Source organism: Bradyrhizobium sp. Kon58, assembly GCF_055807455.1.
In genome coordinates this window covers 143,648-169,165 of sequence record NZ_JBVVOT010000016.1, presented here as the reverse complement: position 1 = coordinate 169,165, position 25,518 = coordinate 143,648, and the positions used below count along the sequence as shown (strand labels likewise).

Annotated in this window: 26 protein-coding genes, 1 tRNA gene and 1 pseudogene; 20 read left to right on the top strand and 8 right to left on the bottom strand. The window is 64.5% G+C overall.

The window, feature by feature from the left end:
* A partial coding sequence (locus AC0L20_RS24840) for an outer membrane protein (protein ID WP_473293266.1) occupies positions 1 to 306 on the top strand: 306 nt, incomplete at its 5' end.
* A gap of 232 nt (positions 307 to 538) precedes the next feature.
* Here AC0L20_RS24840 and AC0L20_RS24835 read toward each other — a convergent pair.
* The gene (locus tag AC0L20_RS24835; protein WP_473293261.1) at positions 539 to 1,048 is read right to left on the bottom strand and encodes a DUF2867 domain-containing protein; all 510 of its coding nucleotides are present in this window, start codon (positions 1,046 to 1,048) and stop codon (positions 539 to 541) included.
* A 275-nt stretch (positions 1,049 to 1,323) separates the two neighbouring features.
* Here AC0L20_RS24835 and AC0L20_RS24830 point away from each other — a divergent pair, with 275 nt between their 5' ends.
* Positions 1,324 to 2,346 (top strand): LLM class flavin-dependent oxidoreductase, encoded by a 1,023-nt coding sequence (locus AC0L20_RS24830; RefSeq protein ID WP_473293259.1) that lies wholly within the window; start codon positions 1,324 to 1,326, stop codon positions 2,344 to 2,346.
* A gap of 30 nt (positions 2,347 to 2,376) precedes the next feature.
* Here AC0L20_RS24830 and AC0L20_RS24825 read toward each other — a convergent pair whose 3' ends face one another.
* Positions 2,377 to 2,535, bottom strand: coding sequence for a hypothetical protein (locus AC0L20_RS24825; RefSeq protein WP_473293257.1), 159 nt, complete (start codon positions 2,533 to 2,535; stop codon positions 2,377 to 2,379).
* A gap of 446 nt (positions 2,536 to 2,981) precedes the next feature.
* Here AC0L20_RS24825 and AC0L20_RS24820 point away from each other — a divergent pair.
* Positions 2,982 to 5,274 (top strand): annotated as a pseudogene (locus AC0L20_RS24820) (MHYT domain-containing protein).
* A gap of 49 nt (positions 5,275 to 5,323) precedes the next feature.
* Here AC0L20_RS24820 and AC0L20_RS24815 read toward each other — a convergent pair.
* Positions 5,324 to 5,809, bottom strand: coding sequence for a hypothetical protein (locus AC0L20_RS24815; protein ID WP_007597670.1), 486 nt, complete (start codon positions 5,807 to 5,809; stop codon positions 5,324 to 5,326).
* 21 nt (positions 5,810 to 5,830) lie between these two features.
* Here AC0L20_RS24815 and AC0L20_RS24810 point away from each other — a divergent pair, with 21 nt between their 5' ends.
* Complete coding sequence (locus AC0L20_RS24810; protein WP_473293255.1) at positions 5,831 to 6,262, top strand: hypothetical protein; 432 nt, start codon at positions 5,831 to 5,833, stop codon at positions 6,260 to 6,262.
* Between the two features lie 134 nt (positions 6,263 to 6,396).
* On the opposite strand, the gene AC0L20_RS24805 is transcribed toward AC0L20_RS24810, so the two are convergent.
* Positions 6,397 to 6,473, bottom strand: a tRNA-Arg gene (locus AC0L20_RS24805).
* Between the two features lie 162 nt (positions 6,474 to 6,635).
* Positions 6,636 to 8,135 carry an ATP-binding protein gene (locus AC0L20_RS24800; RefSeq protein WP_473293251.1) on the bottom strand — a complete coding sequence of 500 codons (1,500 nt, stop codon included), beginning with the start codon at positions 8,133 to 8,135 and terminating at the stop codon, positions 6,636 to 6,638.
* 384 nt (positions 8,136 to 8,519) lie between these two features.
* Here AC0L20_RS24800 and rpmH point away from each other — a divergent pair, with 384 nt between their 5' ends.
* The 14 genes from rpmH (at position 8,520) to dapE (ending at position 20,116) form a co-directional block, all read left to right on the top strand.
* Complete coding sequence (gene rpmH, locus AC0L20_RS24795) at positions 8,520 to 8,654, top strand: 50S ribosomal protein L34 (protein WP_008542748.1); 135 nt, start codon at positions 8,520 to 8,522, stop codon at positions 8,652 to 8,654.
* Positions 8,655 to 8,681: 27 nt separating this feature from the next.
* Positions 8,682 to 9,110: a ribonuclease P protein component gene (gene rnpA, locus AC0L20_RS24790; RefSeq protein WP_473293247.1), complete on the top strand. Its 429-nt coding sequence runs from the start codon at positions 8,682 to 8,684 to the stop codon at positions 9,108 to 9,110.
* A gap of 13 nt (positions 9,111 to 9,123) precedes the next feature.
* On the top strand, positions 9,124 to 10,998 hold the full coding sequence (gene yidC, locus AC0L20_RS24785) for a membrane protein insertase YidC (protein ID WP_456769789.1): 1,875 nt from the start codon (positions 9,124 to 9,126) through the stop codon (positions 10,996 to 10,998).
* A gap of 113 nt (positions 10,999 to 11,111) precedes the next feature.
* Positions 11,112 to 11,765, top strand: a complete 654-nt coding sequence (yihA, locus tag AC0L20_RS24780) for a ribosome biogenesis GTP-binding protein YihA/YsxC (protein ID WP_027514321.1) — start codon at positions 11,112 to 11,114, stop codon at positions 11,763 to 11,765.
* The gene (locus tag AC0L20_RS24775; protein WP_473293237.1) at positions 11,765 to 12,136 is read left to right on the top strand and encodes a DUF423 domain-containing protein; all 372 of its coding nucleotides are present in this window, start codon (positions 11,765 to 11,767) and stop codon (positions 12,134 to 12,136) included. The genes yihA and AC0L20_RS24775 overlap by 1 nt, the downstream gene beginning before the upstream one ends.
* Positions 12,137 to 12,297: 161 nt before the next feature.
* Complete coding sequence (gene argB, locus AC0L20_RS24770) at positions 12,298 to 13,185, top strand: acetylglutamate kinase (protein ID WP_007597683.1); 888 nt, start codon at positions 12,298 to 12,300, stop codon at positions 13,183 to 13,185.
* 155 nt (positions 13,186 to 13,340) lie between these two features.
* Positions 13,341 to 14,327, top strand: a complete 987-nt coding sequence (locus AC0L20_RS24765) for a DUF1036 domain-containing protein (RefSeq protein WP_027565789.1) — start codon at positions 13,341 to 13,343, stop codon at positions 14,325 to 14,327.
* A gap of 200 nt (positions 14,328 to 14,527) precedes the next feature.
* Positions 14,528 to 15,220, top strand: coding sequence for a pyrimidine 5'-nucleotidase (locus tag AC0L20_RS24760; RefSeq protein WP_473293231.1), 693 nt, complete (start codon positions 14,528 to 14,530; stop codon positions 15,218 to 15,220).
* A gap of 25 nt (positions 15,221 to 15,245) precedes the next feature.
* Positions 15,246 to 16,151 carry a LysR family transcriptional regulator gene (locus AC0L20_RS24755; RefSeq protein WP_473293227.1) on the top strand — a complete coding sequence of 302 codons (906 nt, stop codon included), beginning with the start codon at positions 15,246 to 15,248 and terminating at the stop codon, positions 16,149 to 16,151.
* 108 nt (positions 16,152 to 16,259) lie between these two features.
* Complete coding sequence (locus AC0L20_RS24750; RefSeq protein WP_156948528.1) at positions 16,260 to 16,619, top strand: carboxymuconolactone decarboxylase family protein; 360 nt, start codon at positions 16,260 to 16,262, stop codon at positions 16,617 to 16,619.
* A 4-nt stretch (positions 16,620 to 16,623) separates the two neighbouring features.
* Positions 16,624 to 17,079: a DUF302 domain-containing protein gene (locus tag AC0L20_RS24745; protein WP_027514328.1), complete on the top strand. Its 456-nt coding sequence runs from the start codon at positions 16,624 to 16,626 to the stop codon at positions 17,077 to 17,079.
* A gap of 125 nt (positions 17,080 to 17,204) precedes the next feature.
* Positions 17,205 to 18,050, top strand: coding sequence for a 2,3,4,5-tetrahydropyridine-2,6-dicarboxylate N-succinyltransferase (gene dapD, locus AC0L20_RS24740; RefSeq protein WP_473293219.1), 846 nt, complete (start codon positions 17,205 to 17,207; stop codon positions 18,048 to 18,050).
* A 249-nt stretch (positions 18,051 to 18,299) separates the two neighbouring features.
* Complete coding sequence (locus AC0L20_RS24735) at positions 18,300 to 18,953, top strand: DUF805 domain-containing protein (protein WP_473293216.1); 654 nt, start codon at positions 18,300 to 18,302, stop codon at positions 18,951 to 18,953.
* On the top strand, positions 18,950 to 20,116 hold the full coding sequence (gene dapE / locus AC0L20_RS24730) for a succinyl-diaminopimelate desuccinylase (RefSeq protein ID WP_473293212.1): 1,167 nt from the start codon (positions 18,950 to 18,952) through the stop codon (positions 20,114 to 20,116). Before AC0L20_RS24735 ends, dapE begins: the two co-directional genes overlap by 4 nt.
* Before the next feature lie 163 nt (positions 20,117 to 20,279).
* On the opposite strand, the gene truA is transcribed toward dapE, so the two are convergent.
* From truA to def, 3 genes are all read right to left on the bottom strand, one after another.
* The gene (truA, locus tag AC0L20_RS24725; protein WP_473293210.1) at positions 20,280 to 21,017 is read right to left on the bottom strand and encodes a tRNA pseudouridine(38-40) synthase TruA; all 738 of its coding nucleotides are present in this window, start codon (positions 21,015 to 21,017) and stop codon (positions 20,280 to 20,282) included.
* On the bottom strand, positions 21,017 to 21,940 hold the full coding sequence (gene fmt, locus AC0L20_RS24720) for a methionyl-tRNA formyltransferase (RefSeq protein ID WP_473293207.1): 924 nt from the start codon (positions 21,938 to 21,940) through the stop codon (positions 21,017 to 21,019). The genes truA and fmt overlap by 1 nt, the downstream gene beginning before the upstream one ends.
* A 134-nt stretch (positions 21,941 to 22,074) precedes the next feature.
* Positions 22,075 to 22,599, bottom strand: coding sequence for a peptide deformylase (def, locus tag AC0L20_RS24715; RefSeq protein ID WP_456767314.1), 525 nt, complete (start codon positions 22,597 to 22,599; stop codon positions 22,075 to 22,077).
* A 171-nt stretch (positions 22,600 to 22,770) separates the two neighbouring features.
* Between def and AC0L20_RS24710 the strand changes: the two genes are divergently transcribed.
* Both AC0L20_RS24710 and AC0L20_RS24705 read left to right on the top strand, forming a co-directional pair.
* Positions 22,771 to 23,970, top strand: coding sequence for a DNA recombination protein RmuC (locus tag AC0L20_RS24710; RefSeq protein ID WP_473293201.1), 1,200 nt, complete (start codon positions 22,771 to 22,773; stop codon positions 23,968 to 23,970).
* Positions 23,971 to 24,150: 180 nt separating this feature from the next.
* A complete protein-coding gene (locus tag AC0L20_RS24705) occupies positions 24,151 to 25,515 on the top strand; it encodes an AmpG family muropeptide MFS transporter (protein WP_473293196.1) in 1,365 nt (454 codons plus the stop codon).
* Positions 25,516 to 25,518 lie beyond the last annotated feature (3 nt).

The following is a 25,518-nucleotide window of genomic DNA, read 5'->3' as shown; positions in this document are numbered from 1 at the left end:
TACGTCAAAGGCGGTTATGCCTGGGCTGACTCCCGCCTTACGAACGGTTTCGGCGGCGGCACCTTCACCAACAACGGTGGTGGTCGCGATGGCTACACCGTAGGCGCGGGTCTCGAATACATGTTCGCCCAGAACTGGTCGGGCAAGGTCGAATACCAGTACTACGACTTTGGCACGCGGAACGCTCTCTTCACCAGCGCCGGTGGTGTTGTTACCGCCGTTGGCTTCCGCAATGACGAGCACACCATCAAGGCCGGCCTGAACTACCGGTTCAATTGGGGTGCCGCGTCGGCTTCTCGTTACTGACGGCTTACATAATATCCTTAAGGGCCAGCCATCCGGGCTGGCCCTTCCTGCTAGGCCGGAAATAGCTGGCGCGAGTTGGAGCCTTGCATTGTTTTGCCAAGCTCTCCAGAAACTACTTGAGGTCAGCTGCGGGTCACAAGCGGCCCTCGACAGATTGCGCGCGGCAAGTCAGCGATGGGCCAGAAGCCGGCTCGTTCGTCGACCGCAGCCGGTCACGACCACCAAAGCATGCTCAATTCTTCATTGCTCTCGCCGCCTGTTCCAGGCTGGCCGGGACAATCACGCGATGAAACGGTGCTATCGTCGCAAGATAGATGCGCCCCAGTCGGTTATGACAATGCACCACCGTGCCCGCGACCAGCTCGCGCCCATTTGCTGCATCGGCGCGAAGTTGAATGGTGACGCGGAAGTCGAGATGCCGGTCATCCGCGCCCACGACCAACTCCGTCGCAGTCTTTGACAGCACCGGGAAGAAGCCGATAACCGGCCCACGCGCCGCCGCGGCAAGTCCGACGGCGCGCGACGATTTGACCGCGACTGTCGCCATCACCACATCGCGGACACGCGTGAGCGCACGGATCCACCACGCCTGTCGCTCGAGCGCGGCGCGTGCCAGCACCTCTACATCATCGCTGGCGCCCGCCGGCAGTTGAATTGCAAAGGCGTCCAAAAGGTCCGCGCCCGCGTAAAGCGGCGCAAGCACGCTGCTGCTGGGCATCGGTACGGCGCGCGCTTTTGTCATGGGATCAGGTACCGCATGCTGGAGAGGGGCGTAGCGCAGCTGGCGTTTCAGACGATCTTGCCGCCGCAGTCCTTTACATCCCCGCGCTCTGCATCGCAACAATCCTGCGGCGCACCTGTCTCAGTTGGGTGAAAAGGGGCGCTTGCAGCGTTGCCTGCTTCGGTCCGCTTCCCCCTCGAGGAACGGCACTTACGCGTACACGCCTTCCCATGTTGCCATTTTTTTCCTCGATCCGAGGTGTCGCAAACTCTTCCCGTCATCCATATGTTGCCTCCATGAAAAAGATCGGATTCCTCTCCTTCGGGCACTGGACGCCCTCGCCGCAATCGCAGACCCGCTCGGCCGCGGACACGCTGCTGCAATCGATCGAGCTTGCGGTTGCGGCGGAAGAGCTCGGCGCTGACGGCGCCTATTTCCGCGTACACCATTTCGCGCGGCAGCTTGCCTCGCCCTTTCCGCTGCTCGCCGCCGTCGGCGCCAGGACCAGCAAGATCGAGATCGGCACGGCCGTGATCGACATGCGCTACGAGAATCCGCTGTACATGGCGGAGGACGCGGGCTCTGCCGATCTCATCGCCGGCGGACGCCTCCAGCTCGGCATCAGCCGCGGCTCGCCCGAGCAGGTAATCGACGGCTGGCGCTATTTCGGTTTCCGGCCGGCCGACGGCGAGAGCGACGCCGACATGGGCCGGCGTCATGCCGAGGTCTTTCTCGACATCTTGCGCGGCGAAGGTTTTGCAAAACCCAACCCGCAGCCGATGTTCCCAAATCCACCGGGTCTTCTGCGGCTCGAGCCCCATGCGGAAGGCCTGCGCGAACGGATCTGGTGGGGCGCCGGCTCGAACGCGACGGCGGTCTGGGCCGCCAAGCACGGCATGAATCTGCAGAGCTCGACGCTCAAGAACGACGAGACCGGCGAAGCCTTCCATGTGCAGCAGGCCGCGCAGATCCGTACCTATCGCGCAGCCTGGAAAGAGGCCGGCCACCCGCGCGAGCCTCGCGTGTCCGTCAGCCGCAGCATCTTCGCGCTGATCGACGATCGCGACCGGGCCTATTTCCGCGGCGAGCGCGGCAGCGAGGACCAGGTCGGCTTCATCGACCCGCGCACCCGCGCGATCTTCGGCCGCTCCTATGCGGCGGAGCCGGATGTGCTGATCGAGCACCTCCGGGCGGACGAGGCGATCGCCGAGGCCGACACGTTGCTGTTGACGATCCCGAACCAGCTCGGTGTCGACTATTGCGCGCACGCCATCGAGGCGATCCTCACGCATGTGGCGCCGGCGCTTGGGTGGCGCTGAGGTGAACCGTCGGCTTGGCGAAGCGCGCTTTCAAAACAAAGCGGCGCTGGCAGCCTGTCCGTAGATCATTGCGGCCACGAGAGAGAGCAGCAAGCCCGCGCCCGAGAAGATCACGAGAACTTTCAGAGTTTCGACATCAACGTTGGTTCTCGTCGCGCGGGATATCGCCCTTGCCAGTGCAGCCATCATCGCCAGCTCCGAACAGGCCGCGCGGAGGCGCGACCTTTTCCATCTAGCGTGATTGAGCGCGTTTGCGTGTGAAGCAGATTACAGGTGATCTCGCGTGCTGCACCTCACACCGCCGGCCGAGCGTGCCTGGATCTTACCATTGATAGGGCACCACGCCCGTGCCGGCGTAGCAGCGCGTGAAATTGCCCTCGCGTATGACGGGCGTCTGATCGTCATGCACTTTGCGCGGGAGCCAGCCGACTTGCTGCCAGCTTTGCGATGCAGGCTCGCGGCGGTACCATTCTCAACTGATTCTCGTCTGACGAGGTACGGATGCCGCGGCCGGTCATCGGCGCGGTCCTGTCAGGCGGAAACGATCTTGGTGCCGAGGATGATTCGGCGTCGTCGGGGGAGGACAATTTGCGGGAACGCGAACGCGAACGTAAGTTCGGCTAGCGTCGGCCGAAATGCATCATCATGCGGCTTTTCACGATCCCGTTCTGGTCGCGTTGTCGATTCTGATCGCGGCACTCGCCTCCTATACGGCATTGGACCTGGCGACCCGAATGCGAGCTGCTTCGGGAAGGGCCCGCCGATCCTAGCTGATAGCCGCTGCAATCGCCATGGGCGGCGGTATCTGGTCCATGCATTTCGTCGGCATGCTGGCCTTCAGCCTGCCCGGAATCGAGATCTCGTACGATCCATTCCTGACTCTCCTCTCGCTTGTCATTCCGATCGTCGTCGCCGCTGCCGCCTTTGCCGTCGTCGGACGACGCCCACGGGCGCTGCTCGCCTCCGGCTTCGCGATGGGACTTGGTATCTCCGGCATGCACTATACCGGCATGGCCGCGATGCGAATGGCGGCCCTCATGGAGTACGATCCCCGATGGGTTGTGCTCTCGATCCTGATCGCGATCAGCGCCTCGGTCGTGGCACTCTGGCTCGCCTTTCGCAACACCAACGCGGTCCAGCGGCTGTTCGCAGGCCTGGTGATGGGCCTTGCGGTCTCCGGCATGCACTACGCCGCGATGGAAGGCGCCATGTTCCTGCCGACGAACACCATGGCCCGGCAGGCAGGACATCTCGGCGTCGGTCAGGCGCCGCTCGCGTTCCTGCTCGCCGGCATCACCATTGTGATCCTGAGCATCGGGGTCGCGGCTGCCGTCGACCGGGCTTCCGCGGAGCGCGCTCAACGCGAGGCCGACGCACTGAGGCGCAGCGAAGAACGCTTTCGGCTCCTTGTCGAAGGTATCGTCGACCACGCGATCTTCATCGCTCGATCCGGACGGGCGCGTGGGCAATTGGAATCTCGGCGCGCACCGGCTGATGGGCTATGGCGATGACATCGTAGGGTCGAGCTACACGATCTTTCATACCGAGGAAGATTGCGCGGCCGGGACCCCCGCGCACGCCCTTGTCGAAGCCGAGCGCGAGGGGAAGTCGGCAATCGAAGGCTGGCGTGTCCGCAAGGACGGCAGCCGCTTCTGGGCGGAAGCAACGATCGTTGCGGTACGGAACGAGAGCGGCGCGATCGCCGGCTTTGCGAAGATCGTGCGCGACGTCAGCGAAAGGCGACGGGCCCAGGATGCGCTGGATCGGGCGCGCGAAGCACTGATGATGTCGCAGAAGATGGAAACCATCGGCCAGCTTACCGGCGGCGTGGCCCACGACTTCAACAACCTGCTCGCAGCCGTTATCGGCAGCCTCGAACTTCTGAAGAGGCGCCTGCCGCCGGGCGATGCGAAGGTCCAGCGCCTGGTGGACAACGCGATGCTGGGCGCGCAGCGGGGCGCGTCCCTGACCCAGCGTATGCTCGCTTTTGCGCGTAAACAGGATCTCAGGCCGGCGGTCGTCGATATCCGCGAATTGGTGCACGGCATGGCCTCATTGCTGAAATTCGAGGCCGGAATTCGTGTCGAGACGCTGTTTCCGATGGACCTGCCGAAGGTGAGGGTCGACGCGAACCAGCTCGAACTGGCTGTCCTCAACCTGGCGGTCAACGCCCGTGATGCGATGCCGGGCGGCGGCCTGATTACCATTGCCGCTCGCGAAGAGCGGGGCGATGGCGGCCTTCGGACGAGCGACTACGTTGCGCTCTCGGTGAGCGACACCGGCTGCGGCATGGATGACGAGACCCTCAGGCACGCCCAGGAGCCGTTCTTTACGACCAAGGGCGTCGGCAAAGGCACCGGGCTCGGCCTGTCAATGGTCCACGGACTTGCCGAGCAGTCCGGCGGCAAGCTCGCCTTGAGGAGCCTTCCCGGAGAGGGCACGACCGCCGAAATCTGGCTGCCGATGGCCGGGGAGACCGCGGTGCCTGACCCGCGCGCGGAAGCTCCGGCGCCCGTACCGCGGGCCAGCCGACAGCTTTCCGTGCTTGTCGTCGACGACGACCTCCTGGTGCTCGAGAACACGGCAGCGATGTTGGACGATCTTGGACACATCGTGGTCGAGGCGCGCTCGGGCGACGAGGCACTGGCTTTGCTCCGCCGCACCCGTACCGTCGACCTGGTCGTGACCGACTATGCCATGCCTGGGATGACTGGACTGCAGCTGGCCAGCGCTGTCGCCGCGGAGCGCCCCGGGACAGTCATCCTCCTGAGCACGGGATACGCAGAGATTCCCAGCGACGAACGATCCAGCCTGCCGCGTTTATCAAAGCCATTCGACCAGGCTGCGTTGGCGAAGGCCGTCGAGGCGGCAATGCGCGAAGACGAGCCAACCGGATCCATCGTCGCCTTTCGGCCGAAGAGCGCATAAATGCCGCGCTCGGTCCGGTCCCGGTTCGGAGGCTCAAGGCAATGGTCCGTCAAATCCCGCCGGGAAGCTCAACGCCCGCTTCCGTCAGGTCACGGAGGAATTTCCGCACCAGGAGCATGTTGGTTCTCTGCAGCTCGTGATTATTGCCGAACTTGAACTGGTTGGCTTCGGTTACGATCAGTCCCTGGTCGGTCTCGCGGAAGATGCCTTGCTTCTTCAAGCGATCGGCGCGCCGCCGCACGGTTTCGATCGGCAGACCGAAAAAGCGGGACAGGGCGGCACGGGAAACGCCCTGCTTGATCTTATCCGGCTCAACCGCCTGGATACTGCCAAATTGCCGGTCCAATTCGGGGTTCTTCATGATCTTGAGAACGTTGGCGTTCAAGACCGCATGAATGATCATCAAGTCCAGCGGATCGAAATCGTAGTGGCGGAACATTTCGCTGGCTGCGCACAGCATGTAGGCCAACGAGTGGCGAGAGACGGTTCGGATCAAATCCGCCGCGATGTCCTCGCCTTCAGTCGTACCAACCATGGCCAGTGCCCGCTTCTACGGATGTCCGGTTCGACGCCCACAAGCCGGTTCTATGTATCCGTGGCGCACCGCGCGCGAGGCAGGACCGGTCTGCTGTTTCCCCCAATATGGGTATGGTCGCGGTTTCATCGGGTCAATAGCTGGCTTGTCGGCAACATCATTTTCACCGATACGGGGTTGAGTTGCCGGGCGCGCAATTGGCGCGTGCCAATTGTGGTCATGGGCCAAATGACATTTATCATCGAAGCTATTAAAGACGACTGCCGTACCGTGGATTTCCGTGACAGTGCGATCGTTGCGGTGATCGTGGCCCGCAAGCACGCGGTGAATGGTTTTGTGGTTTCGATCACGGCTCCGGACGGGCAGCTTTTTTCAGCCGATCAGTTCAACCGTTTGCTGACGAGCAAGGGGCTCGGTTCGGATCCGACGGCGCGTGATGTTGCGCGGCGCTAGATCGGCTTTGTCACGGCACGCGGAATCCCGAACAGCGCAATTGATTGTCATCGCGAGCGCGCCGGAAACGGCGTGCGCCGCCTGCGGACGAAACGACCGGATGGGGAAGATCGGTTTTGATCGCGTATTCGAAATGGCGCGCCCGGAACGATTCGAACGTCCGACCCTCAGATTCGTAGTCTGATGCTCTATCCAGCTGAGCTACGGGCGCGTTTTTCGCTGACAGTGCGGGCGTGGCCCGCAGGCAGCCCCCGGCGACGCCGGAGGGGTGCGAAAGAGCGCTCTGACTAACCGCTCTTGCCCCGATTGGCAAGGTCCGGATTGGGGAGATTTTGCTAGGAAATGAGAGTTTCCGCACTCAACCGCGAGCCGACTATGCCCGCGCCCGCTCGTTGCGGACGGAGAGCAGTTCCACGGGGCGGTCGGGGATGACGATCCGGAAGGTGGCACCGATGGTGCCTTCGACCAGATGGATGTCGCCGCCATGGGCGCGGACCAGCTCGGCGGCGATGGCAAGGCCGAGACCGCTGCCGCCGGGGCGGCCGGAGGTCTGGAACGCCTCGAACAGGTGATCGCGGGTCCTCTGGGGCACGCCGGGGCCGGTGTCGGAGACCTCGAGGATGGCGACCGCGCCCTCGCGTTTTCCCGTGATCCGGATCTGCTGCGCGCCGCCCTCGGCCGACGCATGGCTTTCCAGCGCCTGGGCGGCATTGCGGACGAGGTTGAGCAGCACGCGAAACAGCTGGTCGGGATCGGCATCGACCGCGAGCCCGCGCTCGATTGCGGCGACCCAGGAGATCGAGGCGTCGGAGGCAAGGCCGGCGGTCTCGCGCACCTCCAGCACCACCGGCTCGATCATGATCATGCGCCGGTCGGGCGCGGCTTCCTGGGCGCGGCCGTAGGACAATGTCGACTGGCAGAAGGCGATGGCGCGCTCGAGCGAGCGGACGAGCTTTGGCGCAAAGCGCTGCACCCGCGGATCCGGCACGCTGGCGAGCTGGTCCGACAGGAGTTGCGCCGAGGCCAGCAGATTGCGCAGATCGTGATTGATCTTGGACACCGCGAGGCCGAGGGCGGCGAGCCGGCTCTTCTGATGCAGCATCGACATCAGGTCGCGCTGCATGTCCGACAATTCGCGCTCGGCGACCCCGATCTCGTCGCTGCGCTGGCTCGGCACGATGATCCCCGCCGAACTCTCGGGATTTTCGTGGAAGCCGACCAGGCTCGCGGTCAGCCGCCGCATCGGGCGCACGAACAGATAATGCATGGCGAGATAGACGAGGCCCGCGGTCAGCACCGCGATGATCAGCGCGACCACCACGACGTTGCGCGAGAAGCGGTACATCGACTGCCGCAGCGGCAGCTCGTCGGTGACGATCTCCATGAACTGGGCGGTGCCGACGCCCGGCCCGACGATCCGGATGGCCTGATTGCCGGTCTCCAGCATCATCCGGAACGAGCCGGTGATCGCCTCCCACGCCGTCATGTCGCGCAGGTCGATGTCGTGCTCGATGGCGGCGGGCAGATTGTCGCTGGCGAGCAGACGGCGCTGCTGGCCCATCTTGATGGCGACGGCGCGGGCATTGATGCTCTTCAGGATCTCGCGCGACAGCGAATCGGGGACCATGCCGAGCGGCGCGGCATCGAGCACCAGCGCCGCCGTGTTGGCCGCGGCGACGCGGTCGTTGAGCCGGTTGACCCAGAAATTGGCGATGGCAGGCACGTAGAGCAGGATGGCCGCGATCATCACCAGGGGAACGGTGAGCAGCAGCAGCTTGCCGGACAGCCCAAGCCCGCGCGTCCCCCGCGGCAGCGCCGTCGGCGGGTCCCGCTGATCCCCATCCTGGATCGGCTGGAGGTCTGTCGCTGCCACGAAATTCGCCCTCGCTGCCTTTACCGGATGAAAGATGTCGCCGGGTGAAGGGTCTTGGCGCGTATCAAGATGCGGCCCGCCCCCAGCGCGGTCAAATTACAGATCGTCAATCTGCCAAGGTCGGATGTAAGCGCAGATTTGGCGAGTCGCTACCTCAAGGGTTAAAAACCCCGCACGAACAGCGATATTCGCCGGAATTGAGCGCTTGTGCGGCGTTGACGAAAAGAAGGCGCTCGCTTATAAGCCGGCCAATTGTCCGCGATGACCCGGTGTGACCGCCGGGAGCGGCTCTCTTGGGGCCGAAAAAGGCCCGTTTTGGGCAGCATCTTCCGGACTTTATCATCAATTCTACAGGCAAATTGCCCGGTCAGCGGAGAAAAACCCGTGAAGCGGACTTATCAACCCAGCAAACTGGTGCGCAAGCGCCGTCACGGCTTCCGTGCCCGTCTCGCCACGGCCGGCGGCCGCAAGGTGCTCGCCGCCCGCCGCGCCCGCGGCCGCAAGCGTCTGAGCGCCTGAGCCGGACCCCCTTTTTGGGATTTCATCATGGATCGGCTGAGGCAGCGGGCGGATTTCCTCGCCGTTGCCAATGGCGCGCGGGTGAATAGTCCCGCGTTCGTCCTGCAAAGCCTTGACCGCCGAAGCCTTGACCGTGAGGACAGCGGCCCGATCCGGATCGGCTTCACCGTCACCAAAAAGAACGGCAACGCCCCCCAGCGCAATCGCATCCGGCGCCGGCTTCGCGAACTGGTGAAGCGGCTCGATCCGATGTCGATGCAGCCCCATCATGATTATGTGCTGGTCGGCCGAAGGGACGCGCTCTCGCGCGACTTCGCCACCATGCTCGACGATCTGCGCATAGCGTTCGCGAAGCCCGCGCGGCATACGCACAAGGGACGCGGCCCAAAAACCGACTCAAGAACCGACGGCTCAAAGCCCGGCCCCGCTCCTGCGACCAGCCGCAAACCGGATTGATGACGAGAGAATGATGACCGACAACCGCAATACCATCCTCGCCGTCATCCTGTCGGGCTTCGTGCTGATCGCCTGGCAATATTTCTACAACATGCCGGCGATGGAGAAGCAACGCGCCCTGCAACAGACGCAGGCCGAGCTGCATAAGACCACGCCGCAGCCGACGGCTTCCGGGACGCCGAGCGCCACGCCGCAGCCCGGCAGCGCAGGCGCGCCCTCCGCTCCCCAGATCGCCAATCAACCGGCCCAGCCGACCGTCAGCCGTGAGGCGGCGATTGCCGCCTCTCCGCGCGTCAAGATCGATACGCCCCGCTTGACCGGCAGCATTGCCTTGAAGGGCGCGCGCATCGACGATCTTGCGCTGGTGCAGTTTCGCGAAACGGTCGACCCGAAGTCACCGCCGATCATTCTCTATTCGCCGTCGGGCACCGCAGAGCCCTATTACGCCGAATTTGGCTGGGTGGCCGGAACAGCTGGCGCAAAGGTGCCCGACCGGACCACCGATTGGCAGCAGGAGGGCACCAACAGCCTGACGCCGTCCACGCCGGTCATGCTGAAATACGACAATGGCGAAGGCCTCACCTTCCGCCGCACCGTCACGATCGACGACCACTACCTCTTCAGCATCAAGGACGAGGTGACCAATGTCGGCAACGCGCCGGTCAAACTCTTTCCCTTCGCACTGATCTCGCGCCACGGCACGCCGCAGGTCTCGGGCTACTACATCCTGCATGAAGGCCTGATCGGTTACCTGGGCGAGCAGGGCTTGCAGGAGAAGGCCTATAAGGCTGTCGGCGAAGCGCCCGCGATCGGCAACGGCGGACACGGGTTCGAATTCAACAACGTCACCAATGCCTGGCTCGGTATTACCGACAAATATTGGGCGTCTGCGCTCCTTCCCGACACGTCGGCAACGCTCAAGGCCCGTTTCGTCGCCGAACCCGGCACCCAGATCCGATACCAGACCGACTATCTGCAAAGCGAGCAGACGGTTCCGATCGGTGGCACGACGACAACGAACGCGCGGCTGTTCGCGGGCGCCAAGGAAGCCGGCGTGGTCGGCATCAACTTCCCGCTCGCCGGCCATGGCGGCTACAACAAGGAGCTCGGCCTCAACCATTTCGACCTGTTGATCGATTGGGGCTGGTTCTACTTCATCACCAAGCCGATGTTCCTCGGCCTCGACTTCTTCTACCGCTTCTTCGGCAATTTCGGCATCTCGATCCTGCTCGTGACCGTGATCGTGAAGCTGTTGTTCTTCCCCTTGGCGAACAAGTCCTACGCCTCGATGGCGAAGATGAAGTCGGTCCAGCCGCAGCTTCAGGCTCTGAAGGAGCGTTTCCCCGACGACAAGGTGAAGCAGCAGCAGGAGATGATGGAGATCTACCGCAAGGAGAAGATCAATCCGGTCGCCGGCTGTCTTCCGGTGGTGATCCAGATCCCGGTGTTCTTCTCGCTCTACAAGGTGCTGTTCGTCACCATCGAGATGCGGCACGCGCCGTTCTTCGGCTGGATCAAGGATCTGTCCGCACCGGACCCGACCAATCTGTTCACCTTGTTCGGGCTGATCCCGTTCGATCCGACCACGCTGCCGCTGTTCGGCCATTACCTCGCGCTCGGCATCTGGCCGATCATCATGGGCATCACGATGTGGTTCCAGATGAAGCTGAATCCGACGCCGCCGGATCCGACGCAGCAGATGATCTTCAACTGGATGCCGCTGATCTTCACCTTCATGCTGGCGGGCTTCCCGGCGGGCCTCGTGATCTACTGGGCCTGGAACAACACGCTCTCGGTGCTGCAGCAGAGCTTCATCATGCGCCGCAACGGCGTGAAGGTGGAGCTGTTCGACAATCTCAAGGCGACGTTCGCGAAGAAGGCGACGTAGCGGTCGTCATTGCGAGGAGCGACGCGACGAAGCAATCCAGAGTCCCTCCGCGGATGCATTTCTGGATCGCTTCGCTTCGCTCGCAATGACGCGGACAGACAGAAAGCTTTCGCATGACCGACGACAAAGATGCGAAGCTGATCGAGGTCGGGCGGAAGCTGTTCACGCGCGACTGGCAGTTCATCTGGGCTTCGCCCTCGACTGAAACGCTGCCGCCGATGGCGGGGCTGGAGATCGCCTTTGCCGGCCGCTCCAATGTCGGCAAGTCCAGCCTGATCAACGCGCTGACCGGCCGCAACGCGCTCGCGCGCACCTCGCATACGCCGGGCCGCACCCAGGAGCTGATCTTCTTCGAGGTCCCCGGGAAAGGCGAGCTGCGCCTCGTCGACATGCCCGGCTACGGCTATGCCAAGGCGCCGAAGAGTCAGGTCGCGTCCTGGACCGAGCTGATCCACAAATTCCTGCTCGGACGCGCCAGTCTCGCGCGCGTCTACGTGCTGGTCGACGCGCGGCATGGCCTCAAGGACGTCGATCTCGAAGTCCTGAAGACTCTCGATCGCTCCGCGGTCAGCTACCAGCTCGTGCTGACCAAGGCCGACCAGATCAAGGCCGCCGAGCTCCAATCGCGCATCGTCGAGACCGAGGCCGCGCTCGCCAAGCGTCCGGCCGCGTTCCCGAACGTGCTCGCGACCTCGTCGCGCAGCGCAACCGGCATGGCCGAGCTGCGCGCCGCGATCGCAAAGCTGCTGGAAGAGCGGACCTCGTAATGGCGGCATTCCGCCTGCTGATCGGGCTTGCCGGTGTGATGGGCGCCGCCGGCGTCGCGCTGGCCGCGGCTTCCGCGCATGGCGGTGATGCGAGCCGGCTCGCCGCCGCAAGCGCCATGCTGCTGTTTCATGCAACTGCCATACTTGCGGCCGTCGCCCTGCTCGGCCGCGGCCTTCTGCACGGCGGAATTGGCATCATCGCCGCGTCCGGCTTCGCAGCCGGCGCCGCGCTGTTCGCGGGCGATCTGACCTTGCGGCAATATGCCGGCCATTCGCTGTTTCCCTACGCGGCGCCGACCGGTGGATCGGTGATGATCTTGAGCTGGCTGGCGGTGACGCTCGCGGCGGTGGTGGTGAAGCGCAGTCCGTAGCCCGGATGGAGCGAAGCGCAATCCGGGACCGCGCTCGCCGCACCAACCCGGATTACGCTGCGCTCCATCCGGGCTACGCGGCGGCATGCCAGCCACACTTTGCGCCCCGCCCGCCAATCGGATAGAACGCGGCCGAGTATCCCGCCAGCGAGATCCGCCTCATGACCGAAATCTCCCCGCTCGACCAGGCCCGCATCCTGTCCGAAGCGCTGCCGCACATGCAGCAGTATGACGAGGAAACCATCGTCATCAAGTATGGCGGCCATGCCATGGGCGACGAGGAGACCGCGAAGAATTTTGCCCGCGATATCGTGCTGCTCGAGCAGACCGCGATCAATCCGGTGGTGGTGCATGGCGGTGGCCCGCAGATCGCGACCATGCTCAAGCGCCTCGGCATCGTCTCGGAATTCGCCGCCGGCCTGCGCATCACGGACGCCGCCACCATCGAGATCGTCGAGATGGTGCTCGCCGGCTCCGTCAACAAGCAGATCGTCGGCTACATCAACGAGGCCGGCGGCAAGGCGGTGGGGCTGTCGGGCAAGGACGCCAATATGGTGAAGGCGTCGAAGACGACGCGCACCATCATGGATCCGGACTCGCACATCGAGAAGGCGGTCGATCTCGGCTTCGTCGGCGATCCCGAGAAGGTCGACCTCACGCTGCTCAACCAGCTGATCGGCTACGAGCTGATCCCGGTGCTGGCACCGCTCGCGACCTCGAAAGAGGGCCAGACGCTGAACGTCAACGCCGACACTTTCGCGGGCGCCGTGGCCGGCGCGCTGAAGGCGAAGCGGCTGCTGCTGCTCACCGACGTGCCGGGCGTGCTCGACAAGTCCAAGAAACTGATCCCGCAGCTCTCGGTCAAGGACGCACGAAAGCTGATCGCCGACGGCACCATCTCCGGCGGCATGATCCCGAAGGTCGAGACCTGCATCTACGCGCTCGAACAGGGCGTGGAGGGCGTCGTCATCATCGACGGCAAGATGCAGCACGCGGTGCTGCTCGAGCTCTTCACCAACACCGGCACGGGCACGCTGATCCACAAGTGATGAAGAGCGGGCCAAAGAAAGCCGTCATGGCCGGGCTTGTCCCGGCCATCCACGATCTTTTATCCCGCGCCAAGAACGTGGATGCCCGGGACAAGCCCGGGCATGACGAGTTGAGGACTCGGCGACACCGTCGCTCAGGCTTCACACGTTTCCTGATGACGCTCCCTGCCGCGGCCGTCTCGTTTGTGTTCTCCTCCGCACCGGCCTTCGCCGACCTGAAAATCTGCAACCGCATGTCCTACGTCGTCGAGGCCGCGATCGGCATCGACGACAAGGCGGCGACCGCGACGCGCGGCTGGTTCAGGATCGACCCCGCTACCTGCCGCGTGGTGGTGCAGGGCACGCTCTCCGCCGACCGCATCCTGCTCAACGCCCGCGCGCTCGGCGTCTACGGCGCATCCCCGATCCCGCAGAACGGCAGCGACACGCTGTGCGTGGCGCAGGACAATTTCGTCATCGCGGCCGCGCGACAGTGCCGCAGCGGCCAGACCCAGGCCGCCTTCACCCAGATCACGCCGACGCAAGGCGCGGACGGCAATTTCGTCGCCTATCTCGCCGAGGACTCCGAATATGACGACGAGCAGGCCCGCCTCGCCGGCATCCAGCGGCTCTTGGTGATCGCAGGTTACGACGCCGCGCCGATCGACGGTGTCGACGGGCCGAAGACGCAAGGCGCGCTGGCCGCTTTCCTGAAGAGCCGCGGATTGTCGTCCGACATCCTGTCGTCGCCGAACTTCTTCAAGACCATGGTCGATGCCGTGCAGACGCCGTCCGCGACCGGCCTCACCTGGTGCAACGACACCACGCACAAGGTGATGGCGGCGGTCGCCACCGACGACGGCAAGGCGGTGACGAGCCGCGGCTGGTATCGCATCGACCCCAAGACCTGCCTGCACCCCGATGTGAGCGGCCAGCCGAAGCAGATCTTCAGCTTCGCGGAAGCCATCGACGCCGACAACCGCATCGTCAAGCTGAAGGACAAGCCGCTGAACTGGGGCGGCGACAAGCAGCTTTGCACGCGCGAGACCAAGTTCGAGACCAACGAGCAGACCGACTGCGGCGCGCGCGGGTTCGCGGCGACGGGATTTGGCGCGGTGGACATGTCGAGCGGCGGCAAGACGCTGCGCTTTGCGATGCCGTGACGGGTTTTGTGATCGTACCGGTGCCATGCACTCCGCTGTCGTCCTGGCGAAAGCCAGGACCTATTACCCCAGGATTGGGTTTGGCGAAGAACGAGGACCAGCGTGCCCCAATGGTCGGTCACGGCGTATGGGTCCTGGCCTTCGCCAGGACGACGATTGAGGGTGGGGCTGCCACCGCGGTCAACGGATAGAGAGTGAAAATGACCTCACCCCGCGCCTTTGCCCATATCGACACCTGGGTGTTCGACCTCGACAACACGCTCTATCCGCACCACGTCAATCTGTGGCAGCAGGTCGATGCGCGGATTACCGAGTTCGTTTGCAACTGGCTGAATCTGACACCGGTGGAAGCGCGCAAGATCCAGAAGGATTATTACCAGCGCTTCGGCACCACCATGCGCGGCATGATGACCCTGCATGGCGTCCGCGCCGACGACTATCTCGCCTACGTCCACAAGATCGATCACTCGCCGCTGGAGCCGAACCCGGCGCTGGGCGAGGCCATTGCAAAACTGCCGGGGCGAAAGCTGATCCTGACCAACGGCTCGGTCGATCATGTCGATGCGGTGCTGGCGCGGCTCGGCTTTGCTGGGCATTTCGACGGTGTGTTCGACATCATCGCCGCCGACTTCGAGCCGAAGCCGGCGCCGCAGACCTACCGGAAGTTTCTCGCCGACCATTCGGTCGATCCGACCCGCGCCGCGATGTTCGAGGACCTCGCCCGCAACCTCACCGTTCCGCACGAGCTCGGCATGACCACCGTGCTGGTGATACCGGACGGGACGAAAGAGGTCGTGCGCGAGGACTGGGAGCTGGCGGGCCGTGACGCCGCCCATGTTGACCACGCCACGGATGATCTGGCGGGGTTTTTGCAGTCGCTCGCGATCGGCTGAGCCCCGCAGCAACGCAGGAGCGACCGTGCCCCAGAAGCCGACAGATTTGGCTGCGATCGAATGGGAAGATCTGCGCTACTTCCTGTACCTGGCTCGCGAAAAAAGCCTCTCGGGTGCCGCACGAAAGCTGGGCACCACGCAGCCGACAATGAGCCGGCGCCTCGAGCTGTTCGAAAGCAAGCTCGGTGCAATCCTGTTCGACCGCCTTCCGTCCGGACTTCGACTCTCCGACACCGGACGACAAATCCTTGATTATGCCGAGAGGATGGAGGACGCAGCGCTGGCGGCGCAGCGGATCGCAGTCGGCAGCAGCGCTGGACTGACCGGAACGGTGCGCGTGACCTCGCCCGAATGGCTCGGGGCACGGATCCTCTCGCCTTTGCTGGCGAAGTTCTGCGCGGCGCATCCGACCGTCACCGTCGAGCTGGTTACTGACGCCGAGGCCCTGAGCCTCACGCGGCGGGAGATAGATGTCGCCCTGCGCTTCGGGCGCTTCCAGCAGGACGGACTGATGCAGCGGAAGATCGGCAGCATTCCGTTCGAGCTTTATGCTGCTGCTGCGTATCTCAAGGTGAAGGGACCGCCCGATTTCTCGGGCGGTGGCGCCGACGCTGCGCTCATCACGATGAACGCGGCGCTCGCCGAAAGCGTTGCGGAGACGAAATGGCTGCGTCGCTATCTGCCGCTCGCACATGTTGGATTCTGCAGCAACAGCCGCGATGGTCAGGCCGCGGCAGCCGCCGCCGGCGCGGGGCTGGTTTGCTTGCCAACTCGCCTGGCCTCAGCCTATCCCGCGCTTCGTTCCATCAAGACGCCGGCGCCCGTCCCGAGCCGCGAGCTGTGGCTGGGATTTCATCGCGACACCGGCAAGGTCCGGCGGGTTCGCGCCGTGGTGGACTTCATCGCTGGAGAATTCCATCAATTCGCCTGACGCTTCGGCAAGCTGTATGGCGGCCATACGCCCATAGCTGATGGCTTCGGCGAGACCGCACGTCTACCTCTCGAGCTCGGCAACCCCTGCCGTTCGAGGAGAGAGACAATGATGATGGATTGGAGTGCCTATCGCAGCGACTTGCTGGCGCGGATCGGCGACATTGGCGCCCTAAGCCCGGCGACGCTGAAGGGTTATCGCGAACTAGGGGCGGCTGGCGCCCAGACAGGAAAGCTGGACGACAAGACGCGCGAGTTGATCGCACTGGCGGCGGCCGTGACCGCCCGCTGCGACGGGTGTATTGCGGTTCACGCCGACGCCGCCGCACGTTACGGCGCAAGCCGAGAGGAGCTCGCGGAGGCCCTCGGCGTTGCAATTGCGATCGGTGCGGGTGCTTCGTTGGTCTACTCTGCACGGACGCTCGAAGCGTTCGATGCGAGCAGGGCCCCAAGGCCGGACGAAGGCTGATCCGATGTCGCAAACACTGCAATCCGTGGCGTTCTCCGGATGCGGTTCGGCCGCAAGCTCGTTTCAACGGTCGGTCTCATCTTCGCTGACCGTCGAAGAGGTGGTCGCCCGCTTGAAGCAGGGAATCATTGCGGCAGACCTCTGGATCCTGCACGAGATCGACCCGCAAATGCTGCTCAGTCGTGGCGGCTTCGCCATCGGCCCCGCGCGTCAGGTCCTGTTTTTCCACCCACGGCTGATGTCGCGGCTGCTGGCGGCCGATAGTGCGGCGCTGCTCGAGGCCCCCCTGAAGTTCGCCGTAATCGGCTTTCCCGACGGTCAAGCCGAACTGCGATGGCTTGATCCGGCTATCGCCTTCGCGCGCTACCGCTCGCCGGCCTTGACTGAACTCGGAAATGAGCTCGCCGGCCTCTGCGAGGGTATCGTGAACGGCATCGATCTCGCGGGCACATCAAAATAGCGGCCGGCCATGTCCCGGGCGCATCCGAACGCGCCGGGACATGGCCGACTGCGTTCTTGACTCTCTCGCTCCAAGTCCCGAAAAAGCGATCCAAATTCCCGCAAATACCGCTCAAGGATCGCCAAATGTCCCTGTCCGCCCTCGAATCCACCATCAACGGCGCCTTCGAGGCGCGCGACGGCGTCTCGACCTCGACCAGGGGCGAGGTCCGCGACGCCGTGGATCACGCGCTGGAGATTCTGGACAAGGGCGAGGCCCGCGTTGCCGAGCGCGGGACCGACGGCAAGTGGAAGGTCAATCAATGGCTGAAGAAGGCGGTGCTGCTCTCGTTCCGCCTCAACGACATGGGCGCCATTCCCGGCGGCCCCGGCAAGGCGGCCTGGTGGGACAAGGTGCCCTCGAAGTTCGACGGCTGGGGCGAGAACCGCTTTCGCGACGCCGGTTTCCGCGCCGTCCCCGGCTCCATCGTGCGCCGCTCAGCCTTCATTGCCCGCAACGTCGTGCTGATGCCGTCCTTCGTCAATCTCGGCGCCTATGTCGATGAATCCACCATGATCGACACCTGGTCGACCGTCGGCTCCTGCGCGCAGATCGGCAAGCGTGTGCACATCTCTGGCGGCGTCGGCATCGGCGGCGTGCTGGAGCCGCTGCAGGCCGAGCCTGTCATCGTCGAGGACGATTGCTTCATCGGCGCGCGTTCAGAGGTCGCCGAAGGCGTGATCGTGCGCAAGGGCGCGGTGCTGTCGATGGGCGTGTTCCTGGGTGCGTCGACCAAGATCGTCGACCGCGACACCGGCGAGATCTTCATCGGCGAGGTGCCGGAATATTCGGTCGTCGTTCCCGGCGCGCTGCCCGGCAAGCCCATGAAGAACGGCCAGATCGGCCCGAGCACCGCCTGCGCCGTCATCGTCAAGCGTGTCGACGAGCGCACGCGCTCCAAGACCAGCATCAACGAGCTGCTGCGGGATTGATCCGCGCGTACGTCTACCTCTCCGACGTCGTCCCGGCGAAGGCCGGGACCCATAACCACAGGCCGTGGTTTGACGAAGACTTGCAGTTGGGTACGCCGACCATCCACGACCGATAGATTCCGCGGTATGGGTCCCGGCCCCCGTGCGCAATTGCGCACTAGGCCGGGACGACACCGAGGGTCCATCGAACCCACCCTCCCTCAACCGCGACCAACATCCGGGCGACCTCTCCCGCCCGGAGCCTTTGGCATGGACTGGGCCTGGTATCTGTTCCGCTTCGACGGCCGCATCAACCGCGCCCTGCTGTGGCAGGCGCTGCTGATCGTCATGGTGCTGGCCTGCATCGTCGGGATGATCGACCAGGCCATCAAGGTGCTGAACGGGGCCGCAACTTTCGCCTTCAACTTCAAGCTCGACTTCGATTTCGGTGTCGACGACATCTTCAACGTGGTCGATCCCAGGGCCTACCGGCTGCTGGCAACAACCGATCGCGCGACCCTGATCCTCAAGGTGCTCGGCAGCTCGCTATTCCTGTGGATCTACCTCGCAACCGCGACCAAGCGGCTGCACGATCGCGACCGGAGCGGGTGGTGGCTGGTTCCGTTCTTCCTCGTGCCCGCGTTGTTCGACCAGTTCTCGGACCTGCTACCCACCAATTCAAACTGGGCTGTTGCCCTCGCCTGGGCCGTGCACATTCCGTGGTTTTGGGGCCTCGTGGAAATGTTCATTGTCCCCGGCACCTCGGGGGACAACCGGTTCGGCCCCGATCCGCTGGCCGACGTTGAAGCTGACTCCGCGCCCGCCCCGCCTGCGGCGAAAAGCTGGGACCAGCAAAGCGAGATTGAATTTGTCCCGCCCAGTGCTAGCCCACCCGGCGGCATGCATGTTAAGCGGAGCGCATGACCGATGCTCTCTCGATTGCCCGCGATCTCATCCGCTGCCCCTCGGTAACCCCTGAAGATGCCGGTGCGCTGGGCGTGCTCGAACAAGCCCTCAATGCGGCAGGCTTCACATGCCACCGCGTCACCTTCAGCGAGCCCGGCACCGCCGACGTCGACAATCTCTATGCGCGGATCGGCACTGACGGGCCGCACATCACCTTTGCCGGCCACACCGACGTGGTGCCGCCTGGCGACGAGAGCGCCTGGAGCGTCGGCGCGTTCTCCGGCGAGGTGAAAGACGGCTTTCTGCACGGCCGCGGCGCGGTCGACATGAAGGGCGGCATCGCCTGCTCGGTCGCCGCGGTGCTGGAGCATCTCGCCGCGAACGACGGCAAGCCGCGCGCGGACGGACAGGGCTCGATCTCCTTTCTGATCACCGGTGACGAGGAAGACGTCTCCATCAACGGCACCATCAAGCTGTTGAAATGGGCGGCCGAGCGCGGCGAGAAATTCGACCATTGCGTGCTGGGCGAGCCCTCGAATGTCGAGACGCTCGGCGACACCATCAAGGTCGGCCGCCGCGGCTCGCAATCGGGCACGCTGTATGTCGACGGCGTGCAGGGCCACGTCGCCTATCCGCACCGCGCCGCCAATCCGGTGCCTGATATCTCGCGGCTGATCGTGGCCATCTCCGACGAACCGCTCGACCATGGCAGCGCGGCGTTCCAGGCCTCCAATCTCGAATTCACCTCGGTCGACGTCGGCAACACCGCCAACAACGTCATCCCGGGACAAGCCCGCGCAAAATTCAACATCCGCTACAACGACAACCACACCCAGGCGAGCCTGCGCGAGCTGGTCGAGACGCGGCTGACCAAAGCCTGCGGCAACCGCATCCGCGCCCGCATCGTCTGGGAGCCCTCGAACTCGAACGTGTTCGTGACCAAGCCCGGACCGTTCACCGAACTCGCGGTGTCCGCGATCGAGGAAGTGACGGGCCGCAAGCCGGAGCTGTCGACCTCAGGCGGCACCTCGGATGCGCGCTTCATCTCGAGCTATTGTCCGGTGATCGAGTTCGGCCTGGTCGGCCAGACCATGCACCAGGTCGACGAACGCGTGCCGGTCAGGGACCTGGAGCAGCTGACGCAGGTGTATCGCGGGATTTTGGCGAGGTATTTCGGGTAGGCTCCATTGCCGCCAAACCCTCCGCTGTCATCGCCCGGCTAGACCGGGCGATCCAGTAATCCGAGACAGCAGTCATTGATCCGAGAGGCCGCGGCGTACTGGATTCCCCGCCTTCGCGGGGAATGACAACGGTGGGCGTGGCGAGAGTTTCCAGCCTCGCGCTCTAATAATCCACCTGCATCAGATACAGCCCGTCCGGCGGGGCGACGATGCCGCAGGCGGCGCGGTTGCGCGCGGCGAGCGCTGCGGAGAGATCGTCGGCGGTCCAGCGGCCTTCGCCGACCCACATCAGCGACCCCACCATCGAGCGCACCTGGCTGTGCAGGAACGAGCGCGCCGAGGTGAGAATATTGATCTCGCGCCCGTCGCGCACGACATCGAGCTGATCGAGCGTCTTCTCCGGCGACTTGGCCTGGCACTCGGTATCGCGGAAGGTGGTGAAATCGTGCTTGCCGAGCAGGCGTTGTGCCGCCGCATGCATCGCATCGGCATCGAGCCGGCGCGGCACGCGCCAGGCGTGGCCGACATCGAGCGCGAGATTGGCACGGGTGTTGACGATGCGGTAGCGATAGTGGCGCTTCACGGCCGAGAAGCGCGCCTCGAAACTATCAGGCACGATGTCCGCTTCGAGCACGGCGACAGGATGCGGGCGCAGATGCGCGTTCAACCCATCGCGAAAACGACCCTGCGGAAACTGCTTGTCGATATCGACATGCGCGACCTGGCCACGCGCATGCACGCCGGCATCGGTGCGCCCGGCGCCGTGCACGCGCGCATCGGCGCCGGTCATCGCCTTCACCGCGGCTTCCAATGCACCTTGCACCGAGGGCAGCGTCTCCTGCACCTGCCAGCCGAAAAACGGCGCGCCGTCATATTCGATGATGAGCTTGTAGCGGGGCATCAGGCCAGCCGCATCGGCGGCTTGAGCGGCACGCCGCGCAGGAAGTCCGCGGCCTGCATGCGCGCCTTGCCTTCGCGCTGGAGCTCGATCAGACGGATTGCGCCCTCGCCGCAGGCGATGGTGAGGTGATCGTCGAGCACCTCGCCGGGTGCGCCCGTGCCTTTCGCCAGCTCGCAGCGCAGGATTTTTATCCGCGCATTCTCAAGCTCGGCCCAGGCGCCGGGAAAAGGCGACAGGCCGTTGATATGGCGCAGCACCTCGCGCGCGGGCCGGGTCCAGTCGATCCGCGCTTCGGCCTTGTCGATCTTGGCGGCATAGGTGACGCCGTCCTCGCTCTGCTGCTTGAGTTGAAGCCCACCGCGATCGAGCGCGGCCATGGCGCGCACCATCAGATCGGCACCGAGCCGGGACAGACGATCGTGCAGATCGAGCGCGGTCATATTGTCCGTGATCGCGAGACGCTCGGCCATGGCGACGTCGCCGGTGTCGAGGCCAACATCCATCTTCATCACCATCACGCCGGTCTCGGCATCGCCGGCCATGATCGCGCGGTTGATGGGAGCAGCGCCGCGCCAGCGTGGCAGCAGCGAGGCGTGCAGATTGTAGCAGCCGAGCTTTGGCGCATCGAGGATCGCCTGCGGCAGGATCATGCCATAGGCGACGACGACAGCGGCATCGGCGTCGAAGGCGCGAAATTCTTCCAGCGCCTCCGGCGTTTTCAACGTCTTCGGCGTCAGCACCGGCACGCCAAGCTTTCGCGCGGCCTCTTCCACCGGGGTCGGCTGCAATTGCAGGCCGCGCCGGCCGCCGGGCTTGGGCGCGCGCGTATACACGGCCACGATCTCATGGCCATGCGCGACGAGCTCGAGCAGCGTCGGCACGGAGAAATCGGGCGTGCCCATGAAGATCAGGCGGAGGGGCATGTGGCGGCGCTCGGTAAGGCTTGTTTCTCCGTCATGCCCGGGCTTGTCCCGGGCATCCACGGTCTTGGCGGCAAAGCAATTAAGGCGTGGATGGCCGGGTCAAGCCCGGCCATGACGACGAGAGAGAACCCTACTCACTCCGCGCGCTTGGCGGCTTTCTCGAATTTCTTCAGCACGCGGTCGCGCTTGAGCTTTGACAGATAGTCGACGAACAGCACGCCGTTGAGATGGTCGATCTCGTGCTGGATGCAGGTGGCGTAGAGGCCTTCGGCGTCCTCCTCGTGCACCTTGCCGTCCAGATCCATGTAGCGCACCCGCACCTTGGCGGGGCGCTCGACCTCCTCGTAATATTCGGGAATCGACAAACAGCCCTCCTCGTAGACCGACAGGTCCTGCGAGGAGGCGATGATTTCCGGATTGATGAAGACGCGCGGCTCGGGCTTGGTCTCGCCGTCCTGGTCGGGCTTGGCGAGGTCCATGGTGATCAGCCGCAACGGCTGCGCGATCTGGATCGCCGCGAGCCCGATGCCGGGCGCGTCGTACATGGTCTCGAACATGTCGTCGGCAAGCTTGCGTATCTCCGGCGTGACCTTCTCGATCGGTTTGGAGACCAGACGCAGCTGCTTGTCGGGCAGGATGATGATTTCTCTGAGGGCCATGGCCGCGATTTAAGCCGCGCGTTCGATGCGGTCAATCCGGCCGGGAACCCCGTTAACCCTCCGCTAACCATAAAACTTCGCCTTTCGTTAACCATAAAAATTAACGGGGCATTTACACTAAATGTTCGCTATTCGTTCGTGCCGCCCAGCGAATCGGCTAGAAGCAGGGGCATGAACGAGATCATTTTCATGCTCGGCGACTGGCCGGTGCGCACCGTGGACGCGCTGATCGGCTTCGGCGCCCTGGTCCTCATCCTGATGGTGGTGATCGCCGTCGTGATCGCCGGCTCCTCCCGGCGCGGGGCGGAACTCGCGATGGCCAACGCCATCCGCGCCGACGAACTCGAGGAGCGCATCAGCCAGATGCTGCATGCCCAGAGCGAGGCTTCGGGGCGGGTCGACGCCATGACCCAGACGCTGGCCGGCCGCCAGGCCGACATGGCACGCGCGGTCAACGAGCGGCTGGATTCGGTGACCCACCGCGTCGGCCAGTCCATGGAGCACACCACCCGCAACACCATGGAGAGCCTGCGCGCGCTGCACGAGCGGCTCGGCATCATCGACAGCGCGCACAAGAACCTCACCGACCTCACCACGCAGGTGACGACCCTGCGCGACGTGCTCGCCAACAAGCAGTCGCGCGGCGCCTTCGGTCAGGCGCGGATGGAGGCGATCGTCCAGGACGGTCTGCCGAAGGGCGCCTACGAGTTCCAGTTCACGCTCTCGACCGGCAAGCGTCCGGACTGCGTCGTGTTCCTGCCCGACCAGCGGCCGCTCTGCATTGACGCGAAGTTTCCGCTGGAGGCGATGACCGCGCTGCATGACGCGCGCAGCGACGAGGAAAAGCGGATCGCCACGCAGCGGCTGCGCGCAGACGTGATGAAGCATGTCAGCGACATCGCCGAGAAATATCTCGTCGCCGGCGAGACCCAGGACATGGCGCTGATGTTCGTGCCGTCGGAATCGGTCTACGCCGAAATCCACGACGGTTTCGACGACGTGATCCAGAAGGCGTATCGCGCCCGGGTCGTGCTGGTGTCGCCGTCGCTGCTGATGCTGGCGATCCAGGTGATGCAGCAGATCATGAAGGACGCGCGCATGCGCGACGCCGCCGACCAGATCCGCACCGAGGTGATCAAGCTCGGCGACGACCTCGGCCGCCTGCGCGACCGCGTGCTGAAGCTCCAGAAGCATTTTGCCGACGCCAACGAAGACGTGCGGCAAGTTCTGATCTCCGCCGACAAGATCGAGAAACGCGCCGGGCGCATCGAAGAGCTCGATTTCAGCAAGAGCGATGCGCCGGAAGCGCCGCATCTGGTCGCGACCGGCGCTGCCGAGCTGTTCCCGCGCAAGCTCCAGGCGGGGGAGTGACTTTCCTTACCTCGCCCCGCTTGCGGGGAGAGGTCGGATCGCCCTTGCGATCCGGGTGAGGGGGTACAGGTCTCACAACCATCTCATTGTGGAGAGAGGCCCCTCACCCCGACCCTCTCCCCGTAAGAAACGGGGAGAGGGAGAAGAGGCAGCGCTCCCAGAATCTGCTAACACCCTGCCATGACCGCACCCGACGCGACCTCCCCTACCGGCTCCGGCACGGCCCCCACCTCCTGGCGTGACAGCCTTGCCGTCTACCTGCAACCGCGGGTGCTGATCGTGCTGTTCCTCGGCTTCTCGTCCGGGCTGCCGCTGGCGCTGTCGGGCTCGACGCTGCTGGTGTGGATGCGGGAATCCGGCGTCGATCTCAAGACCATCGGGCTGTTTGCGCTGGTCGGCACGCCTTACACGCTGAAATTCCTGTGGGCGCCGCTGGTGGACGCGATGCATGTGCCGCTGTTCACGCGCGCGTTCGGGCGGCGACGCGGCTGGCTGCTGTTCTCGCAATTGCTGCTGATCGCAGCGATCCTGCTGCTGGCGCTGACCGATCCCGCCCGCTCGCCGTTCTACGTCGCGCTCGGCGCATTGCTGGTGGCGACGGCCTCGTCGACGCAGGACATCGTGGTCGATGCCTTCCGCGTCGAGAGCCTGCCGGAAAGCGAGCAGGCCGCTGGGATGGCGTCCTATGTCGCGGCCTATCGCATCGGCATGCTGGTCTCGACCGCCGGCGCGCTGTTCATCGTGTCGGGCTTCGAGAGCACCGGCATCACCCGCACGTCCGCCTGGATGTGGGGTTATGTGGTGATGGCGGCGATGGTGCTGATCGGGACGATCACGGCGCTGGTCGCGACCGAGCCCGAGCAGTCATTGCGGGCGGAAGCCGCGACGCAGACGCAGACCGCGTTGGCGCGCGTGCTGCACGCCGCGATCGGCGCCTTCTCGGAATTCCTGACGCGCAAGGACGCGCTTGCGGCACTCGCCTTCGTGGTGCTGTTCAAGTTCACCGACGCCTTCTCCGGCACGATGACCGCGCCGTTCGTGATCGACCTTGGCTTCTCCCGCAACGACTATGCGGCGATCGTGAAGGGGGTGGGCCTCGCTGCGACGCTGATCGGCGGCTTTGCCGGCGGCTTCGTCGCCCGGCGCTATTCGCTTGCGACCAGCCTCTGGATCGGCGGCGTGGTGCAGGCGCTTGCGAACCTCTCCTTCTCCTGGCTGGCCTTCGTCGGCACCAGCCAATGGGCGCTCGCCTTCGCCATCATCTGTGAGAACTTCACAAGCGCGATCGGCACGGTGATCTTCGTCGCTTATCTTTCTGCGCTCTGCCAGAACCCGCTGCACACGGCGACGCAATATGCGCTGCTCACAGCACTTGCCGCGGTAGGGCGGACCTATCTCTCGTCAGGCGCTGGCTTCGTGGCTGATACCACCGGCTGGCCGCTGTTCTTCGTGATCTGCATGCTGGTGGCGATCCCGAGCCTGGTGCTGCTGGCCTGGCTGCAGAAGCGCGGGCACTTTGATGCGCTGGGGCCGGTGAGGGTTTGACAC

Excerpts from the sequence above, each read along its gene's own strand:
- truA (WP_473293210.1), bottom strand. The coding sequence starts at position 21,017 with ATGCCCCGCTACAAGCTCATCATCGAATATGACGGCGCGCCGTTTTTC.
- AC0L20_RS24815 (WP_007597670.1), bottom strand. The coding sequence starts at position 5,809 with ATGGTTGGTACGACTGAAGGCGAGGACATCGCGGCGGATTTGATCCGA.
- yihA (WP_027514321.1), top strand. The coding sequence starts at position 11,112 with ATGACCGACGACAAAGATGCGAAGCTGATCGAGGTCGGGCGGAAGCTG.
- AC0L20_RS24750 (WP_156948528.1), top strand. The coding sequence starts at position 16,260 with ATGATGATGGATTGGAGTGCCTATCGCAGCGACTTGCTGGCGCGGATC.
- AC0L20_RS24825 (WP_473293257.1), bottom strand. The coding sequence starts at position 2,535 with ATGATGGCTGCACTGGCAAGGGCGATATCCCGCGCGACGAGAACCAAC.
- yidC (WP_456769789.1), top strand. The coding sequence starts at position 9,124 with ATGACCGACAACCGCAATACCATCCTCGCCGTCATCCTGTCGGGCTTC.
- fmt (WP_473293207.1), bottom strand. The coding sequence starts at position 21,940 with ATGCCCCTCCGCCTGATCTTCATGGGCACGCCCGATTTCTCCGTGCCG.
- AC0L20_RS24835 (WP_473293261.1), bottom strand. The coding sequence starts at position 1,048 with ATGACAAAAGCGCGCGCCGTACCGATGCCCAGCAGCAGCGTGCTTGCG.
- AC0L20_RS24735 (WP_473293216.1), top strand. The coding sequence starts at position 18,300 with ATGGACTGGGCCTGGTATCTGTTCCGCTTCGACGGCCGCATCAACCGC.
- AC0L20_RS24810 (WP_473293255.1), top strand. The coding sequence starts at position 5,831 with ATGTCCGGTTCGACGCCCACAAGCCGGTTCTATGTATCCGTGGCGCAC.
- AC0L20_RS24745 (WP_027514328.1), top strand. The coding sequence starts at position 16,624 with ATGTCGCAAACACTGCAATCCGTGGCGTTCTCCGGATGCGGTTCGGCC.
- AC0L20_RS24765 (WP_027565789.1), top strand. The coding sequence starts at position 13,341 with ATGACGCTCCCTGCCGCGGCCGTCTCGTTTGTGTTCTCCTCCGCACCG.
- argB (WP_007597683.1), top strand. The coding sequence starts at position 12,298 with ATGACCGAAATCTCCCCGCTCGACCAGGCCCGCATCCTGTCCGAAGCG.
- AC0L20_RS24705 (WP_473293196.1), top strand. The coding sequence starts at position 24,151 with ATGACCGCACCCGACGCGACCTCCCCTACCGGCTCCGGCACGGCCCCC.
- dapD (WP_473293219.1), top strand. The coding sequence starts at position 17,205 with ATGTCCCTGTCCGCCCTCGAATCCACCATCAACGGCGCCTTCGAGGCG.
- AC0L20_RS24830 (WP_473293259.1), top strand. The coding sequence starts at position 1,324 with ATGAAAAAGATCGGATTCCTCTCCTTCGGGCACTGGACGCCCTCGCCG.
- AC0L20_RS24710 (WP_473293201.1), top strand. The coding sequence starts at position 22,771 with ATGAACGAGATCATTTTCATGCTCGGCGACTGGCCGGTGCGCACCGTG.
- rnpA (WP_473293247.1), top strand. The coding sequence starts at position 8,682 with ATGGATCGGCTGAGGCAGCGGGCGGATTTCCTCGCCGTTGCCAATGGC.
- AC0L20_RS24760 (WP_473293231.1), top strand. The coding sequence starts at position 14,528 with ATGACCTCACCCCGCGCCTTTGCCCATATCGACACCTGGGTGTTCGAC.
- def (WP_456767314.1), bottom strand. The coding sequence starts at position 22,599 with ATGGCCCTCAGAGAAATCATCATCCTGCCCGACAAGCAGCTGCGTCTG.
- AC0L20_RS24775 (WP_473293237.1), top strand. The coding sequence starts at position 11,765 with ATGGCGGCATTCCGCCTGCTGATCGGGCTTGCCGGTGTGATGGGCGCC.
- dapE (WP_473293212.1), top strand. The coding sequence starts at position 18,950 with ATGACCGATGCTCTCTCGATTGCCCGCGATCTCATCCGCTGCCCCTCG.